The 18,775-nt window shown below is 47.1% G+C and carries 16 protein-coding genes; 3 read left to right on the top strand and 13 right to left on the bottom strand.

Annotated elements, in window-relative coordinates:
• From ADU23_RS12215 to ADU23_RS33940, 6 genes are all read right to left on the bottom strand, one after another.
• Positions 1–1,164 (bottom strand): Gfo/Idh/MocA family protein, encoded by a 1,164-nt coding sequence (locus ADU23_RS12215; protein ID WP_082311291.1) that lies wholly within the window; start codon positions 1,162–1,164, stop codon positions 1–3.
• A complete protein-coding gene (locus ADU23_RS12210) occupies positions 1,164–2,159 on the bottom strand; it encodes an ABC transporter permease (RefSeq protein ID WP_053373990.1) in 996 nt (331 codons plus the stop codon). The genes ADU23_RS12215 and ADU23_RS12210 overlap by 1 nt, the downstream gene beginning before the upstream one ends.
• On the bottom strand, positions 2,140–3,639 hold the full coding sequence (locus ADU23_RS12205; protein WP_197286063.1) for a sugar ABC transporter ATP-binding protein: 1,500 nt from the start codon (positions 3,637–3,639) through the stop codon (positions 2,140–2,142). Before ADU23_RS12205 ends, ADU23_RS12210 begins: the two co-directional genes overlap by 20 nt.
• 58 nt (positions 3,640–3,697) lie before the next feature.
• Positions 3,698–4,861 carry a substrate-binding domain-containing protein gene (locus tag ADU23_RS12200; RefSeq protein WP_053373989.1) on the bottom strand — a complete coding sequence of 388 codons (1,164 nt, stop codon included), beginning with the start codon at positions 4,859–4,861 and terminating at the stop codon, positions 3,698–3,700.
• Between the two features lie 227 nt (positions 4,862–5,088).
• Positions 5,089–6,522 carry an ABC transporter substrate-binding protein gene (locus ADU23_RS12195; RefSeq protein WP_231637362.1) on the bottom strand — a complete coding sequence of 478 codons (1,434 nt, stop codon included), beginning with the start codon at positions 6,520–6,522 and terminating at the stop codon, positions 5,089–5,091.
• Between the two features lie 28 nt (positions 6,523–6,550).
• Positions 6,551–7,978, bottom strand: coding sequence for a response regulator transcription factor (locus ADU23_RS33940; RefSeq protein WP_053373987.1), 1,428 nt, complete (start codon positions 7,976–7,978; stop codon positions 6,551–6,553).
• 76 nt (positions 7,979–8,054) lie between these two features.
• On the opposite strand from ADU23_RS33940, the gene ADU23_RS12185 reads away from it, so the two are divergent.
• Complete coding sequence (locus ADU23_RS12185; RefSeq protein ID WP_231637361.1) at positions 8,055–9,872, top strand: cache domain-containing sensor histidine kinase; 1,818 nt, start codon at positions 8,055–8,057, stop codon at positions 9,870–9,872.
• 93 nt (positions 9,873–9,965) lie between these two features.
• Here the strand turns inward: ADU23_RS12185 and ADU23_RS12180 are convergent, their stop codons facing one another.
• The gene (locus tag ADU23_RS12180) at positions 9,966–11,174 is read right to left on the bottom strand and encodes a Gfo/Idh/MocA family protein (RefSeq protein WP_053373985.1); all 1,209 of its coding nucleotides are present in this window, start codon (positions 11,172–11,174) and stop codon (positions 9,966–9,968) included.
• A gap of 72 nt (positions 11,175–11,246) precedes the next feature.
• Positions 11,247–12,455 (bottom strand): substrate-binding domain-containing protein, encoded by a 1,209-nt coding sequence (locus ADU23_RS12175; protein WP_053377597.1) that lies wholly within the window; start codon positions 12,453–12,455, stop codon positions 11,247–11,249.
• 433 nt (positions 12,456–12,888) lie between these two features.
• Between ADU23_RS12175 and ADU23_RS12170 the strand changes: the two genes are divergently transcribed.
• Entirely contained in the window at positions 12,889–13,338 is a 450-nt protein-coding gene (locus ADU23_RS12170) for a YdeI/OmpD-associated family protein (protein WP_053373984.1), read from the top strand.
• Positions 13,339–13,645: 307 nt separating this feature from the next.
• Here ADU23_RS12170 and ADU23_RS12165 read toward each other — a convergent pair whose 3' ends face one another.
• From ADU23_RS12165 to ADU23_RS12150, 4 genes are all read right to left on the bottom strand, one after another.
• A complete protein-coding gene (locus tag ADU23_RS12165; protein WP_053373983.1) occupies positions 13,646–14,236 on the bottom strand; it encodes a GNAT family N-acetyltransferase in 591 nt (196 codons plus the stop codon).
• A complete protein-coding gene (locus ADU23_RS12160; protein ID WP_053373982.1) occupies positions 14,233–14,853 on the bottom strand; it encodes an FMN-binding negative transcriptional regulator in 621 nt (206 codons plus the stop codon). Before ADU23_RS12160 ends, ADU23_RS12165 begins: the two co-directional genes overlap by 4 nt.
• A 110-nt stretch (positions 14,854–14,963) precedes the next feature.
• Positions 14,964–15,419 carry an NUDIX hydrolase gene (locus ADU23_RS12155; RefSeq protein ID WP_053373981.1) on the bottom strand — a complete coding sequence of 152 codons (456 nt, stop codon included), beginning with the start codon at positions 15,417–15,419 and terminating at the stop codon, positions 14,964–14,966.
• 251 nt (positions 15,420–15,670) lie between these two features.
• Positions 15,671–16,453 (bottom strand): arylamine N-acetyltransferase family protein, encoded by a 783-nt coding sequence (locus ADU23_RS12150; protein WP_053373980.1) that lies wholly within the window; start codon positions 16,451–16,453, stop codon positions 15,671–15,673.
• 229 nt (positions 16,454–16,682) lie between these two features.
• Here ADU23_RS12150 and ADU23_RS12145 point away from each other — a divergent pair, with 229 nt between their 5' ends.
• Entirely contained in the window at positions 16,683–18,185 is a 1,503-nt protein-coding gene (locus tag ADU23_RS12145; RefSeq protein ID WP_053373979.1) for a class I adenylate-forming enzyme family protein, read from the top strand.
• Here the strand turns inward: ADU23_RS12145 and ADU23_RS12140 are convergent, their stop codons facing one another.
• Entirely contained in the window at positions 18,186–18,770 is a 585-nt protein-coding gene (locus ADU23_RS12140) for a histidine phosphatase family protein (protein WP_053373978.1), read from the bottom strand. It abuts the gene before it with no gap.
• Between the last annotated feature and the right edge of the window lie 5 nt (positions 18,771–18,775).

Raw genomic sequence — 18,775 nt, 5'->3', positions numbered from 1 at the left:
TCATGACTCGACTTGAACCCAGCGCTCTTCTTTATGGCTCTTAAGAATGGCTTCCATAATACACATGGATAGATGTCCATCCTCGAAGGTTGCGAAATTCGCATGATCCTTCAGCAAGCCCTTTCCTTCTCGAATGAACGTATAATATTGCAGCATCATATTTTTCACTGAATCCGGCCATCCTTCCGTATGACCGCCCGGGTGGTGAATGGAGGGTCTCGCCTCTTCAAGGAACAAAGCGGGATCTGCCATCAGCACCTCATTCGAACGATCACGGTGGCCAATCCATAAACTTGCCGGTTCTTCTTGCTTCCAATAGGCAGACTTTCGGCTGCCGTTTAATTCAAAACTGAGGGCGTTTTTCCGGCCGGCGCTAACCTGAGATACGGTAAAGGCACCCTTGCTGCCGTCATCAAAGCGAACGAGAACCGAAGCGTAATCCTCAGTATGGATAGGTATGTCTTTGTATTCTGGTGTCAGCTCGTCCTTGCTTGCACCAAACGTATTGGCATGGGATACGGTTTTTTTCCTAGTTGGATGCACCGTCCATAAATCAGCGAATACTTGTTTTATTTTTTTACCTGTCACGTATTGGACTGTGTCGCACCAGTGCGAGCCGATATCCGCGACCGCCCTCGACCTACCGCCTGTCTTATCTTCCAATCGCCAATTATAATCCGTTTCATACAGCAACCAGTCCTGCAAATAGCTGCCGTGCACCACATTTATTTTGCCGAATTCACCTTGCTTGACCATCTCGGAGAGCTGCTTCATCATCGGATATTGACGGTAGTTAAAATTAACGCCGTGCACAATGCCGTGCTTCCTTGCCAGGGCCAGCAACTCGGCAGATTCGGAGCTCGACATAGCAAGTGGCTTCTCGGACAGGACATGCTTACCGGCTGCGATGATCTCAAGGTTGATCTGATGATGCAGATGGTTTGGCGTACAATTATGAACAACGTCAATATCCGGATTGCGAAGCATATCCTTGTAATCGCCGTAGGCAAGCGGCACGCCAAGCTGCTCCGCCTTGATTCGGGCGCTCTCCTCTCCATTTTGAGCCAAGGCGATCACTTCAACGAATTCCAGCCTGCGTATGGCCTCAATATGCGCCGGTCCGATAAAACCCGTACCGATAATACCTGCTTTGATTTTATTTATCATTTTTTTACCGCTTTCTTGCCGAATACGACAGCCAAAATAATAATTAAGCCTTTGATCATCATTTGTTGGCTGACATCAAGTCCCATGATAATAAGTCCGTTGTTGATGGTTCCGATCATAAGTGCGCCTACTACGGTGCCGACTATCGTGCCAACTCCCCCGAATAAGCTGGTACCGCCAAGAATGACAGCCGCAATGACCGAAAGCTCATCTCCTTCGCCAAAGGAGAATCGTCCCGCATTCATCCGCCCAGCATACAAAAGACCTGCTAGACCAGCCATGGCTCCGGTGCCAAGGAACACGAGAAGCTTAATGCGCGCAGTCTTCACGCCAGAAAATTTAGCTGCGTTCTCATTGCCGCCTGTAGCAAGGGTCTGCCGGCCAAACGAGGTTTTACGCAGGAGCACATGCGCGATGATCGTAAATACAACAACCCATAGCAGCAATACAGGTACCGGTCCGATATCGCCTGAGCCGAAGATGAAATTAAAAGTGTCGTTAATGATAGGAATCGGAGCCGTATCGGTGATCCACATCGCCATCCCTTTAACAGCTCCCATCGAGCCTAGCGTAACGAGGAAGGAAGGAATAGCGGCTTTTGTTACAAGCAAGCCGTTAACTAAACCAATCGCAAGCCCCGTGCCGACACCAGCGATTAATGCGCCAACAATTCCGAGGCCGGATTGCAGCGCCAGCGCACCCGTAAGCGAAGATAACGCCGCGATGGAGCCCACGGACAGATCAATTTCACCCGTGCTAATGACAAATGTCATCGCAAGTCCCATTAACGAGATGGTAGCCGTCTGCCGCACGATGTTAAGCAAGTTGCCCGAAGTCAGAAAACCATCGTCGAACAAAGTCGCCGAGAAATAAATAAATACGCCGATAAAGGCCAAATAAACGATGTAGTTCCGCCATTGAAAGCTTTTTACAGATCCGGTCAGGCTCGGCTTGGTGACAGGCTTGTTTACACTAATATCCCTGGATTGCATATTGCAGCTCCTCCTCTGATTGAATCTCCCTGCGTTTCATCTCCCGTTTGATCTTGCCTTCATGCATAACTAACACGCGATCGCTGAGTGCAAGCAGCTCCGGGAGCTCTGAAGAAACAACGAGTATCGCCTTGCCGTTTGCGGCCATTTCACGCACGATATCAATAATTTCGGTTTTGGCGCCGATATCGACGCCGATAGTCGGTTCGTCCAGCAGCAGAACATCCGGTTCGGTTGCGAGCCATTTCGCGAGTACGATCTTCTGCTGATTGCCGCCTGACAGCAAGCCGCTTTGCTTGTAGATATTGTCGGTCTTGATGTTTAGCCTTTTTACGAGTCGCTCGCTCATCTCATTGGTTTTCTTGTTGTCGACCAACAGTCCTTTTTTCACCTTGGAGAGGATAGTAAGGATCATATTATCCCGAATGCTGTGCTGCAAAATAAGCCCCTGCATCCGGCGGTCTTCCGGAATTAAAGCAATGCCAGCATCGATCGCTTGCCGTGCGCTTCGAATTTTCTGCTTCTTCCCTTTCACGTAAACCTCGCCGCTATCCATCGGATCAATACCAAAAATCGTACGCAGAAGTTCCGTTCGTCCGCTTCCCATAAGACCAGCTAGACCGATAATTTCACCGGGCTGAATTTGAAGGCTGACGTTGTCGACCTTCGTTCCGGCTGTGACGTTCCGAATCTCAAAAGCGGGAGGCCCATCTGTTCTGTATTTGCTCTCGACCCATTCGAACGCCTTATTGAGCTCTGCCCCAACAATATGCTGAATAACAGAATCGAGTGTCGTTTCCTTGATGACCTCGGTTGTAATTTTGCGGCCGTCCCGCAAGATGGTGATGCGGTCGCAGATTTGAAAAATCTCATCCATGCGGTGTGAAATATAAATGATCGCGTAACCTTTCGCCTTAAGCTGATTAATGAACGAGAACAATATTTCCGTCTCCGTCTTCGTTAGCGACGAGGTCGGTTCATCCATGATCAGAACCTTCGCTTCCTGCGATAAGGCTTTTGCGATTTCGGTCATCTGCCAATAGCCGACCCCAAGCTCCTGCACGATATCGGAAGGTTTTATATCAACACCTAGTTCTTTGAGCAGCTTTTCAGTCTTGAGCGCATTGTCTTTGTCATCGAGCAGCCCCAAAGAGGTTTTGGATTCTCGGGTTAGATAAATGTTTTGGGCAACGGTTAATGTTGGAATTAAGCTAAACTCTTGAAAGATCATCGAAATTTTATTCGCTCTTGCATCTTCGTAGCTTTTAATACTAATCGGCTTTCCTTCGATTAAAATGTCGCCTTTGTCAGCCGTATAGACGCCGGTGAGAATCTTCATAAGCGTCGACTTGCCGGCTCCATTACCGCCCATTAGGGCATGAACCTCGCCTTGTCTCACCGAGAAGCTGACATCATCCAGAACCGTAATGCCATTAAATCCCTTAGAGATATTTTTCATTTCGAGAATAGGTTGATCCACTGCATTCACCTTCTTTAGTTGGAGGCTGCCCATGAGCAGCCTCCATAAATGGGGATGTTTATTTCTTCATTGCATCCTGTACACTTGCCGGTGCGTCTGCGCCATAGATGAGCTTCCAGTTTTCCAGTACATTTTCTTTGGTAACCTTAATAGCTGGCGATGCGACATATGCTGGCGCTTCCTTGCCAAGCAGTGCATAACCAGACAAAATGGCTTGTGCTACGCCTTGGTCATATGGCAGCTGGGCGCCAAGACCACGAACGATGCCGTCAGAAGCGATAGATATCGCAACGTTAGTGCCAAGATCGACTGTAGTCACAACTAGATCGTTCCTCCCTGCCGTTCTTGCAGCAGCCATAACACCTTCTGCCGGAACATCCCATGGAGCGAATATCCCATTTATATCCGGGTTTCTCGTGAGCATCGCCGATGCGACCTCTTCACCTTTGTTAGGATCTGTAATTCCTCCCTGAGCGACAATCTCAATATCGGGATACTTTTCTTTCATGCGGGCTTCAAAAGCATCGGAGCGGTTCTTCGTCACAAAAAAGTTAACGTCATGAAACACGATTCCGACCTTGCCTTTTCCGCCAAGCTTCTCCGCCATAATATCTGCGGCTAGCGCACCGTTGCCGTAGTTGTCGCCTGATACGATACTGATATAATCTTTGCCGGGAATAAGTCCTGAAGCTGCTCCATCCATAAATACCAGCTTCACGCCTTGATTGACCGCCTTCTTGTATGCGCTCGCTGTGGATACAGCATCAACCGGTACAGAAATCATAATGTCGGGCTTTTTTGCCAAAACAGTCTCAATATCGTTTACTTGCTTCTCCGCTTTGAACTGCGCATCTGTTACCGCAACAACTTCAATACCCATTTTCTTGAACGTATTTTCCATTGCACCTACAGCAGCAGTCATATAATCGGTACCGGAATAATGCATAACGATTGCAGCTTTGAATTTACCGTCTTTAATCTTCTGAAGCTCGTCTTCAGATAGCTGCAGGCTCTTCGCCGATACTGCTTTCTCGCCATTTGGGCCAATGTCCTGAACCGGTAAATCTGGAATGTTGGGATTAATCGTCAACGGGCCGGAAGCCGTATAGCCTTCATGCTCTTTTGGCGGCTCCGACTTGTTATGCGCGGCGCTACCGCAGCCGGCGATTGTCATTCCGCAGACAAGCAGTACAGCGAGTGATGCTACTAAACTTCTCTTCATATTGTGATACCCCTCACTTTATATATGTTGTAGATCGATTTATTCAAAGTAGCCGAACAATCGATTAATTTGAGTATAGAGCGAACGGGTTTGCCGAAGTAGACGATGAATTTAACCTGCAGGGGGGAATTTTTTAGTGGTCTTTACATCTTCAAACATAATAAGAGGCCATGCGATCACAAATCGCACAGCCTCCGAATCACCTATATGACACTCATTTTCAAGTATTAATAGCCGCTTTCTTTCATCAATCGATCCACCTTAGAAGCTGCTTCGTCCAGTGCGGTCCTCGCGTCCTTCTTCCCGGTCAAATACTGCTGCACCGCCGTTTGAACAGCCTCTGACACCTGATCATAATTGTTGATCCGCGGCCTTCCGACGCCTATGCTCAAGGAACGACCAAGCACTTCGTAATACTCGCGCAGCGACTCGTCATTCATCTTTTTAGCGGCAACATAAGCCGATTTACGGGTCACATGCTGCCGAAACTGCAAGTAATCGCGCTGAACGTCAGCACTGGTCAAATAATCAGCCAAAACGTAAGCGGCTTCCTTCTGCTCCGAATATTTGTTAATCGCTAAACCCCATGAACCAAAATGGGGACCGCGCACCAATTTATCGCCTTGCTTCACGCCCGGCAGCATGAAATAACCGACCTGCCCGCCTTTTACGTTCGGATGAAGCTTCATGTCATGGACGTTCATCCCCATAGCCGCTTGTCCGAAGCCAAAAGCAATCTCGACCTCATCCCAAGTGTAAGAGAGCACATCAGGTGAGGTTACTTTTCGCCTTAATATCCAACCTCCATAAGTCTCCAGCGCCTTCACGCCACTCTCGGAATTGAACACGGGATGGAGGTTTTCATCGAACAGCTTGCCTCCAAAATCACTTAGAAACGATTTGTAATCGACAAAATTGGATTCATGCTTACCTGCCATCAATGTCGTGCCGTACATATCTATCGTCCCGTCGCCATTTATGTCACGCGTAAAAAACTTCGCAATATCCTCGTATTCCTCCAGCGTGTTAGGAATAGCTAATTCTCGCTTAAACCTTTTTTTAAAAGCAGCCCGATTAGCCTCATCCTGGAATAAATCCTTCCGGTAGCTGACCGTAAGCACATTCGACTGGATCGGCAGGCTCCATACATCGAAGCCCGCTGCCGTTATTTGGTCCAAATTGATCGTATCCAGCGCAATCGGCGCTCTTTGAGGCGTGTCCTTATCAAAGACAGACGTGTCCAAAAACAATTTTGCGATAAAATCATCCATACCCGTGGTTGATTCCGCCTTTCGAATATAACTTGTCATCGGCTCCAAATGCTGAATGATTTTGGGCATCCACGGCGTATCGATGGCAATGAGATCATATTCGCTGCTCATTCGCGACAGCTCTGTAAATACCTTTTCCTGCAAGCTGTTATATGGAAACGTGCTGACCTCGACATGAATCCCCGTCTGCTGCTCGTAATTTTCCGCCGCATGAATGACCGCTTCGGAGCCCGCTTCCACTGTTGCATACAACACCTTCAACGTCGTGGCAGAAGCATGAGCCGATTCGCTCGGCGTCTCGGTGCCAGGATTCAAGCTTTTTCCCGCACATCCTGTACACCCTATCGCGAGTATGAATACAATAAGCATATAAGTCCGTAATCTGGCCACCCGCCACACTCCTCTCTTTATTGGCTCCTCACTCGGTCTCATCCGCAGCGGTCATGATCCCATTTTTCTTCCTAAATTCCGATGGTGAACAGCCAAATTCCTTCTTGAACAAGCTTCTAAAATAGGCATAATCGGCATATCCGATATCCTCCGAAATTTCATTCCCTTTTTTGCTTGTGTTCAGCAAGAGCTCGCTGGCATGCTGCATTCTTCTGCGCGTGAGAAACCGTACAAAGGTGATGCCCATTTGCTGCTTGAACATGCGGCTCAGCGTCACGGGATGAACATTAACTGCTTCCGATACGACCTCTAGGCTCAAGTTTTTGTCGCTCGAGCTTGCTATGACTTGCAATGCCTGCTTAAACCAACCGTTTGCTTGCGGCGCCTCACGTTCTTGTTGATCCAGGTTTTTTAACTCCTTAACACCGTTAAGAACCATGTGATGTACCCGGCCTATCAAATCGTTCCAAGTATGATGCCGCCCGACCCATTCGTCCCAATAATAAAGAGTGTCTTCATCCACCATAATAAGATCACTCTTGCCAAGGCCTTCATCCAGTACAGCCATCAGATGGGCACACTCCTTACGAAGATCTTCATAGGATATCTTCTTTAAGCATGTGGACCATTTAGCCATAGCAGCCTCCAGTTCCCCAACTTCGCCGGTCCTCGCAAGATGAATGATCGCCTGTCTGTGCCTTACAGCTTGTTTGGCATGATCCTTCCGATCAGAACGGCTCACAGGGAGGTCTGGATCATTTTTCTGAAAAAATAGAAGCTCCTTCTTCATCCGTATTTGAGAATGTAGCACGGGCAAAAAGTCTTTTTTCTCTCTAAAGCCTCGATCCGTATGCTCCACAGGCGCTCTGAACACGATCGCTTCAAGGTCAACATCCAGTAAAACGGTAAGAAGGATATCGTGAAGAGGAATACTGCTGCTTTTTTGAGCGGCTGGGTCTAAAAGCTCGACCTGCTTCCATTCCCTCTCGTCAAACCATAGGCTGACATTAGCGGTTCTCACCTTATCCAAGGAAACATGCGAAATCGGCGCAATATTCAAAAGCTGGTCGAGCTCTTTCAAAAATCGCTGCTCCATCATGCTTTTTACTTTGAGGACAATATCCGATAATTCCCCGCGATCCGCAGGCTTGAGCAAGAAGTCAGTGGCACCGTGCGTAAGAGCTCGCCTTGCATATTCAAAATCGTCATACCCTGATATAATGACCACATGAATGGCGGGGTACCTTTCATGTAAGCGTTGAAGAATCTGAAGCCCATCAAGCTCCGGCATCCGAATATCGAGAAATACAAGATCCGGCTGAATCAGCTCAATTCGCTTCAAGGCTTCATATCCAAACTCCGTATTGAACACTTGCACATGGGGAAAAAGTGCTGTCAGCTTTTGAATAATGCTGACTCGCACCTCACTTTCATCGTCGACGACACAGATTTTCATAATAAATCCAGCTCCTTCATGTAATCCTAAAGTGAAGCTTATCCAGGAGATGAAGCGATTAAGGGGGAACTCTTGTTTGACTCTTCTTACCTATTTGAAGCGTAGCATACAGCGCTTGTCCTTAAAGTACAAGCTATTCGTGCTGCTCGCTCTGATTTCGATTATCCCCATATCCTTGGTCAGTTATAGCTCCGAGTACTTTATGTTTCGCTCCGGCACCGAGTATTCCGCTTCCATTTCAACGCAGTATGTGGAGTTCGTCTCCAAGGAGCTATCCGATTATTTGCAAAACTTGAATGAATCTTTCGACAGCCTATTTATTAACGCAAGCTTTCATCATTTTATCAATATACCTGCCGACCAATTAAACGAGCAGGCAAATGAACTCATGCATTTTAGGCCGCTGGTTAGGAACTCGATGCAGTTCCATCCTGAGGTGCTTGGCGTGTTGTATATTGATCTCGCTCAAAAAGTATATTTCGATTCGTATCAGAAACAGTTGAATCCCGATTACTCATTTGGGGCAGAACATCTCTATCAATCTGCATTCGCAAGCAAAAAGCCCGTGCTTACTGCACCGCATCTACTGCCTTATATTTTGTATAGCAAAGCAAAAGTATTTTCATTTATCAGACCGATTCTTGATACGGACACCGGCGAAACAGAAGCCTTGTTCATCATAGAAATCCATGAAGAGAAAATCAAGAGCATGCTCAGCAGCAATCAAAAGGATGAGCAAGGACAAGTCATTTTGTACCACGAGCAGGATGGCACAACCGTATCTGAATCGCCAGTTGCCGCCGATCTGATGCAAGATTTTCGAAAGGCTAGAGTCAAGGCTCCTTTGTCGAGTAAACAGCTGCTGTTCACTTCCGGCAAACATGAATATCAAGCGATCTACGCCGAGCTGCCGGGCAGTGAGTGGAAGGTTCTATGGACTGCCCCGCTTAGCAGCATTAATAAAGGGGTAAGGCAGACGTATCAGCTCACACTGCTGATCGCCGCCCTTAGCCTAGTTACCGCTTTGATCATCGCTTTTCCTGTTATGAACGGCATTCTTCGGCCCTTGTACAGGCTGAAAAAAGGTATGCAAAGCTTAGGACGCGGCGTCTATCTCCCTGTTGCCGTGAAGCACAACTACGATGAAATTGGTTTTTTGATCCACAGCTATAACCAAATGCTCGATAAGCTTCAATTCATGGAACGGGAAGTGTATCAAGCCAACATGAAAGAAAAGGAACGCGAGCTGCTACAGCTGCAGGCTCAGATCAATCCGCATTTTTTATTCAATACACTGGAGACGATCGAGTCCTATGCAGTCAGGAACAATGGCGAGGCTGTCGGTGAAATGGTGCAATCCGTATCCCGCATGATGCGATACACGATTCGCAGCGATGACGGCTGGGCGACACTGAAGGAGGAAATGGCGTACATTAGCAATTTCCTGACCATTCATTACTATCGCAACGGCAAGGATGTTCATGCTCGTTTCGAGATCGCCCCCGAGCTGCTGGGCTTCCCAGTCATGAAACTCAGCATTCAGCCCTATATCGAAAATGCAATCAAATACGGCTGGAGTCCAAATATGAGTACGGATGAGTTTCAGCTTACCGTCAAGGTTGTGGCCCAAGCTGACGGTTTGTTGATTGAGATTTCCGATACAGGGACCGGAATATCTGCGGACGTGCTGAGCAAGCTTCGGCAGCTCATTCAAGAAAACGGAATGACTACAGACGCATACTTCCGTAAGCATACCGGAATTTTTAACACGTACCGCAGATTCATTCTCGTATATGGCGATCAGGTTAAATTCCATGTCGAGAGTTCGCCAGAGAGCGGCACCACATTTAAGTTCCGTATTCCGTTTAAAGACCCGAATAGAGGCCCAGCTTAAACATTCCAATCCTGCGCCCGCTCCCTATCCATTCAAACGAAGATATTCATATCGTGCAACAAGAGGTAACCAATTTGGTTACCTCTTGTTTGTTTATGCGTCTTGAACAGTTGCTCGCATTACCGCTGCCGGCTGCGGCGAGGACGTACTTACCCATCTGCCGGTGATAGCGGATTCCAATATAGCATCGGATATCACATGGATGCGATACCCGTCCTCGAAGCTCGGCGAGATGTCCGTATCGTTCACGATAGCGGATATAAAATCATGCGCTTCGATGATCTTTGTCTCCCCGTAACCAATGCCAAGAGCCGGAATAGGCCATAATGCGGCACCGCTTGGATGGGCTGGCCCTGTATAAATCGTACGAAAACCTCGTCTGTCGTCAGGATCATCTGCGAAGCAAACCTGCAGCTCGTCGCGGCGCTCGTAATTAAAGGCAATGGAGCCTTTGTCGCCGTGAATTTCAAAGGTTAAGTAGTTGTTCCGTCCCCAGGCGTTGCGAGTCGATTCAATGCTTCCGACGGCTCCATTTTCGAATCGAAGCAATGTACTTACTTCATCGTCTACGTCGACTGCCGCCATTTGTACGTCGCCCGATGACCGTACTGTACCTAGCTTATCCATGGAGCCTGTCGATACTGGACGCTCCTTAATCCATGTGTTCGTCGTCCCCATCACTTCGGTAATTTCTCCGACCAAATAACGGGCAAAATCGATCACATGCGTGCAAATATCGCCAATTGCACCCGAACCGGCTATGTCCTTGCGAAAGCGCCATGAAAGGGGGGAGTTTGGATCGGCCGACCAATCCTGCAAATAGGTGCCGCGGAAGTTCAATATGTTGCCAATTGCGCCCTCCAGAATATATTTCTTCGCCAGCGCTACAGCAGGCGTGCGGCGATAGTTAAATGCCACCATATGTTTTACGCCAGCCTCATTCACCGCATCAAGCATCTGCTTTGCTTCTTCTGTCGTACGGGCAAGCGGCTTCTCAGAGATGATATGCTTACCTGCTTTGGCAGCGGCAATAGCGATTTCGGCATGCGTATGATTAGGCGTCACGATATCGATGATATCGATGCTCGAATCTTCAATAACCCTTCTCCAATCAGAAGAATAGGATTCGAAGCCATAACGGGCAGCGGCTTCCTTTGCCAGATCATCATTGATATCGACTACCGTCTTGCGGAATGGGATAGCGGGCGCAGGCCAAAAAAACATCGGCATTCCTGCATAAGCAAGCGCGTGTGCCTTTCCCATAAAACCTCCGCCAATCATCCCAATATTTAATGTACGCATCGTAATCTCTCCTCTACATGTGCAATCTATAGATCATTTGCAACTCAATCTTGGTTATAAAAAAGGGCTACCTTATTTCGCTATATTTTGAATCGAGGCAGGCGCATCCGCATGATAAACCGTTTTCCAGGATTCCAAAATGTTATCCTTATTTACCTGAAGTGATGGCACGGCAACATAAGCCGGCGCTTCTTTTCCTAGCAACGCATAAGCCGCAAGAATCGCTTCCGCAACACCTTGATCATATGGAAGCTGAGCGCCCAGCCCTTTGATCATGCCGCCCTTGGCAATATCCAGTGCCACGTTTGTTCCAAGATCTATCGTTGAAATAGCCAAATCCTCTCGCCCGGCAGATCGTGCAGCAGCAAGCGCGCCTTCTGCAGGTACATCCCATACGACAAACAAACCTTTCATCTTCGGATGTTTCGTCAGCAGGGCTGCTGCCACCTTCTCACCATCGTTTGGACCCGAAATGCCGCCGCGGTCTACGATATTGATGTTCGGGTACTGTTCTTGAATCGTTTTCTCGAATGCCTCTGTTCTTTGCTTCGTGACGAAAAAATCTGCCTCGTGATAGATTACACCAATCTCGCCTTCCTCACCGATGGCTTTCGCCAAAATATGGGCGGCTTCAACCCCATTGCCATAGTTGTCCGCCGAGACGACGCTGACATAATCTTTGCCGGCTTGCAGGCCGCTTGCTTTATTGTCCATAAAAACAAGCTTCACACCTTGCTCAGCTGCTTTTTTGAACACGCTCGCCGTCGAGACCGCATCTACTGGAATACTTACTAGGATGTTTGGTTTTTTGGCAAGAATCGTTTCGATGTTAGCCACTTGGGTTTCCGCTTTGAAGTTCGCATCGGTTGTCGCGACGATCTTAATATTCATGCTGGCGAATGTATTCCGCAGTCCCTGCAGCTGTGCAGCAGACCAATCGTTGCCGGCATAATGCATCGAAATCGCTGCCGTATATTGGCCGTCCTTAATTTGCGCCAGCTCTGCTTCAGTCAATATAAGCATTTTCGCGGAAACGGCATTCTCTCCGTCCGGTCCTTTGCTTAAAATTTCTTTATCCTCCAAAGCCTGATTAATCGTGATTGGTCCGCTGGTTTCCGAGGAGGAGGCCACGTTCCCTTCTGTCTTATCGCTCGGCGCGTTTTTCGCTTCGGAAGCAGTACCCGTAGCGTCATTGACAACTCCATTGCTCACTCCACAAGCCGCCAAAGCCAAGCTGCAAACAAGCACACACGCTACCATTGCAAATTTACGTTTTCTCATAGCCAATGCCCCCAGTTGGATTATGCTTGAAAAATCCATTTCCCCTTCGCGCTTCCCTACTCCGCCGCACCTCATTACTCTGGCGCAAAAAACGTGAGACTACCCTCCTCGCACCTTCAGCTATTTACAAAAATACTGTGCTTATCTTAGCAGCAGCACTTATTGTAAGCGCGTTCATAATGAGTATAGAAGGTTCGGAAAAGGAAAACCGCGGAATAATTTAACAAGCGGGGAAGAACTTTTTAGCCTGTGTAGAATCGGAAACAAAAAAAGCCGGGCAGAAACAGGAGTGAATGTCCTGAAAATTGTCCGGCCAGGCTAAGGACATACTATGAAAGGGTAACGGTAAGAGAAGTTAGCGCGTGGACAGCTTCTTCTTTTTTGTTTATTCTTTATGTAAGTTTCATGAGCATATCAAAAAGGAGGTTAAATTATGAAATTTCAAGCGGTCATCCTGCTTAGCGGCAAGTCTGCAACAGGCATTCGAGTCCCAGAAGAAATCGTTACGGCGCTCGGAACGAGCAAGAAGCCGCCTGTCCAAATAACGATTAATGATTACACCTACCGAAGCACAGTCGCATCGATGGGCGGACATTTCATGATCCCTGTCAGCGCGGAGATTCGCAAAGGAGCAGGTGTTGCGGCAGGTGATGAAGTGGAAGTGGAGATTGTGCTTGATACCGAGCCCCGCGAGGTTGCCGTACCGGCAGATTTCCTAGATGCGCTTGAACATGAAGCAGAAGCCAAGCCATTTTTCGAAGGTTTGTCCTACAGCAACAAACTGCGAATTGTTCTCTCGATCGAGGATGCCAAAACAGCAGAAACCCGGCAGCGGCGAATAGACAAATCAGTTGCTATGCTCAAAGAAGGACGAGCCCAATAGCCCGTCAAACAGGAGCTGCGTGGAAGCCTGTCATTGTTATATTGCAGCAATGATTGCTCAGATTCCGGGCGCTCCCTTCTTTTTGCATGAAACCACCTCAGTATCGAAGTTGATAATTTTGAAAATTATCCGTTTTATCGCCCGCACAGACTAGTTCTTCTATTATTTTTTTAGAATTAACAAGCTTCGCGCAGATTCTTTTTATATCTGTATTGAACCAACACGCATTTCATCCAGTACCAAGCTATTTGAAATAGGTGAAGCTTGTGAATTTTGCTCATGCTCACACTACTCTCTTCCTCATGACTTACTTTGGCTGCGCAGGCGTCTCTTGATGATAAAACATTTGCCTCTTCAGCTCCCCATACTCACCACTCGTTAATCCAAAAATATATTCGTCGAAGTATCGTCCATTCGTAAATATCATATTTCTGAGCTTTCCTTCTTCAAGAAAACCGAGGCGCTTATGCAGTGCGATCGAGCCCTCGTTAAAAGCATAAATATGCGCGGTCACCTTCTGATAACGCAATTCCTCAAAATAATACCTAAGCAGGATCATGATTGCTTCTGCAGCGTAGCCTTTACGCCAATGCTCTCTAAAAATCGCAGTCCCGTACTTAAACGTGCCATACCGCGGATCACAGCTATGTGTGCTTATGCTGCCAACCAGCTCCCCTTCAAGCGTTTCAATTGCAAGCATCACGTTATCGCCATCCGGCGCTTTGGCTGCCTGATGCTCGGCCCAAGCTTTTGTGCCGTCCTCCGACCTCGGAAAATGAACCATATCGCTCGCTCTCGCACATTCTGAGTCATAATCGTTTTGATGGAACCATTCCCAATCGGCAGGGACAATGGCACGCAATCTAACTTTGCGGCCTGACCATATATTTTTAATCATATCGTTTCTCCTAAAAGGTTTTGTTTCATCGCCGAAGCTATTTTTTGCTCATTCTCCCTCTCGCTTTGTTCCAGCCGCTGAATGACAAGCGCCTGCCGCTCCGGTCGATGATTCTGGCTCAGCTTTGCTTTGCCTTCTACTTTATTTATGCTTATTTTAAAGCCTTGGATTCCTTTGCTCATGCCTGCTATAAAATCCGGATCTACTTGATCAAGCTGATAAGGACTGTCTGGCGCTTCGTACTTCAATACCATTTGGCGCAAGGCGTCCAGCAGTTCATGTTCATCGTCTATAAGCTCCACCTTGCCATATACGTGAACGGCTACATAATTCCATGTGGGTACTGCCATTTCGCTCTCATACCAAGAAGGCGAAATATAACAGTGCGGCCCTTGAAAAACCGCAAGCACCTCTTGGTTTTGAATGTCCTTCCACTGCGGGTTTGGGCGAGCAAAATGACCGTATAAGCATCGGTTAGCCTTATCTAAAATTAACGGCAAATGCGTTGCGAACGGAGCCCCCGCATGTTGCGAAATTACAGTAGCGAAGCTGTTTTTTATCATCACATCAAAAATAATTTCTTCGTCTTCAATCTGAAATGGTGAAGGTATGTACATGCGTTTCCATCCTTTTTGGTTCGACTTAAGTATATAACGCCTCAAACTATTAGACTCCTCATTTTGGGAATTGTTGCAGGATAGACTGCCCACCTGGCTGCCCGTTTTTCTTAACTCTCGCTAGCCGAATTGTACGATCGCAATGTTTGTTTGCCTTGAAAACCATAAGGTATGGCTTCAGATTCAATCAGCCTTTGCAATCCGCCTTTGTAATACGGCATTTTTTGATTTGCCTCATTAAGATCTGCCCACTTTACTTCCGCTATTTCATGAGGCCGTGTAATCAGTACATCTGTGCTAACAGCCTTTGCTTTAAAGGTTGCAAATACGACATGCTCGTTTTTTTCTTCAAAAAAACATTCATTTATTGCACAAATACCCAATAACTCAACGGCAAGGCCCGTTTCCTCTTTGGCTTCCCTAACCGCTGCCGAAGACCATGATTCATTAATCTCTACAGCGCCGCCCGGCAGCGACCAACTCGAAGTATGTATGTTTCTTACGATTAAAACCCTGTCCTTCTCTTCATTCGTGATCAAGGCATAGGCAACATCCACTCGGTACAAAATGCTCACCCTTTCGGAAATCTAAATGACCTCAAACTCTCTTAATGCGTAAAAAATACCGCCTTCGCTTGCCTTCTTCGTAGCGTCAGACTCAACGTTTCTTTTAATGCCTGCAAAATCCGTTCATCGTCCGCGCCGATTCCATTGTGGCGACTAAATCGCCTCGGAACAAGCCTCCTTGTAATCACTTGTTTGCGCTAACGAAAGGACAAAAGGCCGCCGTGTGGCAGCCCTATTTTCAATAGTTCTATCTAAATGCTGATTCCAAAATAAGTCCGCAAGGCTTCTGCGTATTCTTCTTGCGTCCGTGGCGTGAACGCTCGAACGCCCTCTGGCGTAAAGATCCGAAACTCCTCGCCAGCTATCGAATTTCTGCCCGCACTTGTCCGAATCGCCACCATGGCATCTTTAGTGAAGATGGAATCAGGCGCGTGTTCACACCAATAGGACGTCATCAAAAAATCTTTAGGCAGCTGCGGCTCCTCCGTGAAAGAATAAAGACGGCTCCACTGCCCCTTCTTCCGCTCATTTAAAACCCACCCGAAAAACGAATCTTTCTCCAGGCGATACGCTTCGTCCTGTTGCTCTTGAACTGCATTTTCTATCATATGAATAGGGCTCCGAGGCGCAATGCCGCCTACTCCAACATCACACAAATAAAGCTCGCCTTCCGCTTCTACCTGCAAAATATGATGTCTGCGCTTAGGCGGCGTATCCGTCTCGTCGCGCCAGAACCTTGCAAAATAATTAGTCACCTTAAAGCCTAGCTCCATTAACAACCAGCCAAATAACGCATTAAGCTCAAAGCAGTAGCCACCGCGGCGGCGGACGACCACTTTATCGAATAAGCTTGGTATTTCTAAAGACAAAGGTATCCGATTTAAAATATCAAAATTTTCATAGGGCACCGTATGAACATGGCACTCTTGAAGTTTTGCAAGCGTCGCAAGGCTAGTGTCAACCGATCCGCTATATCCGATTCGTTCAAGGTAAGCGACTACCTCAGGTTTCAAACTGCTGCTGTTCACTATCATTCGCTCTACTCCTCGCTACTTGTAGACTTCAACTTCTATTATCATAGCTTCCTTTTTGAAAACCGTAAATGAGTTGACGGACAACCAGTCTGATGAGTTTGAAATTATAACAAAAGCAAACATTCCTTATAAGGAAAAACAATTTGTCTCGTGGTTTTTATAATGGTATTTTCATATTGTACAGTAAATTCATGGGTATTATGAGAATATTTCAAGGAGGGAAATCTGCATGCTGCTTTCAAAAATACTGCAAAACGCTGCTCGATTATATCCAGCACATATCGCGATGAAAGCTCAAAACGTGAGCTTGACTTATGAAGAGCTGTTTCATCAGGTTAGCCGTGCGGCTTGGGGATTTAACGAGCTTTCCATAAAGCCCGGTGAACGAATCGCTCTACTGGGGAACCCATCGCCTTACCTAGCTATTGCCGAATATGCTGCCGTTGCAATAGGCGCGATTCCGGTGACGATTTTCCCCGGCTTAGCCGCGCCGGAAATGAAGCAGATACTCAGCGATGCCTCGCCTGCTGCGATCGTGTACGACCATGAACATGCTCCCTATTCCATAGAGAACTTTATTTCGAATTGTCCCGCTTTCATCCAATGGCATGAAGCAGATCCTGACGATACCGCGCTTCTTATTTATACCGGGGGTACAACCGGCCGCTCCAAGGGGGTTATGCATTCGCATCGCAGGATTAGAAACTGGGCTTCTATGAATCCAGAACGGGGTGGAGGGCATAATCCAACCAAAAAGTCCCTTGTCCCGAATCAAGCCCATTTGACAGGTCAATTCATATTATGGTCTGCCCTGTTTGAAGGCGGATGTCTGATCTACGCAGATTCCTATCCCCTTCAAGCCGAAGAGGTTGTTGCTATCATTGAACGTGAGCAGCTTAAATTTTTGGGTACGGTCGGCCTTCTATTCCGAGATATTATTCATATCCAAAGCATGAAAGCCAAACCCTTGTTATCCATAGAAGGGATCTCTTGCGGGGGTGCTCCAATCAGCGAACGCACATTTCATCAAGCATCTGCTATTTTTCCGAATGCTCAAATTACGGAAGTGTATTCTCAAACCGAAAGCGGTCAATTCATCAGCTTCTTATCCATTAATCCATGTTTCGTTAACGGGATGGTCAATCGTCTGCGTTCCGTTGGCCGCCCGGAAGACCTTGCCTTATGGGGACAAAAACCATTCAGCATACGTATTGTTGATGAATATGGCAAAGACGTAAATCAAGGGGGCGTAGGCGAAATCATCTGTCAAGGCGAGCAAATGATGCTCGGCTACTGGAACAATCCCGAAGAAACAAGCAAATCGATACGTGACGGCTGGCTCTATACCGGAGATATAGGCAGATTTGATGAGGATGGTTACCTATATCTCCTAGATCGAAAGAAAGACATGATCATTGTTAATGGTTCAAACGTTTATTGCTCAGAGGTTGAAGAAGCATTAAGCAAGCACCCTTCCATTTTAGAGATAGCCGTTGTAGGAACTCCGTTGCCAGAAGAGGGCGAAGAGGTCACTGCGGCAGTCATTCTGAAATCAGATAGGGAACTTACCTTAGATGGAGTGAAGCAATTTTGCCTTAACCAAATAGCAGAGTTTAAGATCCCCACGCGGTTAGAGATCGCAGATGCCTTCCCTAGAACTTCGGTTGGAAAAATAAACAAGGCCGAGCTCAGGAAGACTTATTGGGGTGGAAAAACACGTTTAATCAATTGATTATGCCCTGTAGGAATCGTTCCATACCCTCTCGACTTGCTCCAATCGATTCATATTAAACGTCAATTTATAGATGTCGGGCTTTGACGTTGAATCCCAAAATTCAAATCCATATTGATCATCAAAATCGTTCATTATAATGGTCATAATATTTCCATGTGTACCTATGACGATATTTTTACCCTGTTGTTCCTCTAACAGCTTCTCGATGACCGGAATAGCTCTTTGCTGTGCTTGCCGCGTCGATTCTCCGCCCTTCAAAGCAAAGTCCTGATCAACAAATGATGTTCGGATGGCTTCATATAGTTCATTCCATGGGGCTTCATAATCGAGGCCCTTAATCGGGCGTTCAATAAGTTCCTCGTATTCTACGATCTCCAAGCACTTTTGGTCAGCTATGTATTGAATGGTCTGTTTAGCTCTTGTATACGGGCTAGATGCCATGTAATGCACATCAATACCCGTGAATAATTCAGCCATTTGCTTTGCTGCTGCAAAACCTTCCGTCGAGAGTCCCCGCGTTCTTTCTTGTCCGAACGCAAAGGCTGATTCCGCGTGCCTGACCATATAGATTGTTGTTTTCATAATGC

The sequence above is a fragment of the Paenibacillus sp. FJAT-27812 genome (assembly GCF_001273905.1).
Lineage (GTDB): Bacteria > Bacillota > Bacilli > Paenibacillales > Paenibacillaceae > Pristimantibacillus.
Note: the sequence above shows the minus strand (reverse complement) of the source record. Positions and strands in the feature narration are given on the sequence as shown.

What these genes read in the sequence shown, in the direction of transcription:
- ADU23_RS12210 (WP_053373990.1), bottom strand. Translation starts at nt 2,159, where the DNA reads ATGCAATCCAGGGATATTAGTGTAAACAAGCCTGTCACCAAGCCGAGC.
- ADU23_RS12200 (WP_053373989.1), bottom strand. Translation starts at nt 4,861, where the DNA reads ATGAAGAGAAGTTTAGTAGCATCACTCGCTGTACTGCTTGTCTGCGGA.
- ADU23_RS33940 (WP_053373987.1), bottom strand. Translation starts at nt 7,978, where the DNA reads ATGAAAATCTGTGTCGTCGACGATGAAAGTGAGGTGCGAGTCAGCATT.
- ADU23_RS12180 (WP_053373985.1), bottom strand. Translation starts at nt 11,174, where the DNA reads ATGCGTACATTAAATATTGGGATGATTGGCGGAGGTTTTATGGGAAAG.
- ADU23_RS12175 (WP_053377597.1), bottom strand. Translation starts at nt 12,455, where the DNA reads ATGAGAAAACGTAAATTTGCAATGGTAGCGTGTGTGCTTGTTTGCAGC.
- ADU23_RS12170 (WP_053373984.1), top strand. Translation starts at nt 12,889, where the DNA reads ATGAAATTTCAAGCGGTCATCCTGCTTAGCGGCAAGTCTGCAACAGGC.
- ADU23_RS12165 (WP_053373983.1), bottom strand. Translation starts at nt 14,236, where the DNA reads ATGATTAAAAATATATGGTCAGGCCGCAAAGTTAGATTGCGTGCCATT.
- ADU23_RS12160 (WP_053373982.1), bottom strand. Translation starts at nt 14,853, where the DNA reads ATGTACATACCTTCACCATTTCAGATTGAAGACGAAGAAATTATTTTT.
- ADU23_RS12150 (WP_053373980.1), bottom strand. Translation starts at nt 16,453, where the DNA reads ATGATAGTGAACAGCAGCAGTTTGAAACCTGAGGTAGTCGCTTACCTT.
- ADU23_RS12145 (WP_053373979.1), top strand. Translation starts at nt 16,683, where the DNA reads ATGCTGCTTTCAAAAATACTGCAAAACGCTGCTCGATTATATCCAGCA.
- ADU23_RS12140 (WP_053373978.1), bottom strand. Translation starts at nt 18,770, where the DNA reads ATGAAAACAACAATCTATATGGTCAGGCACGCGGAATCAGCCTTTGCG.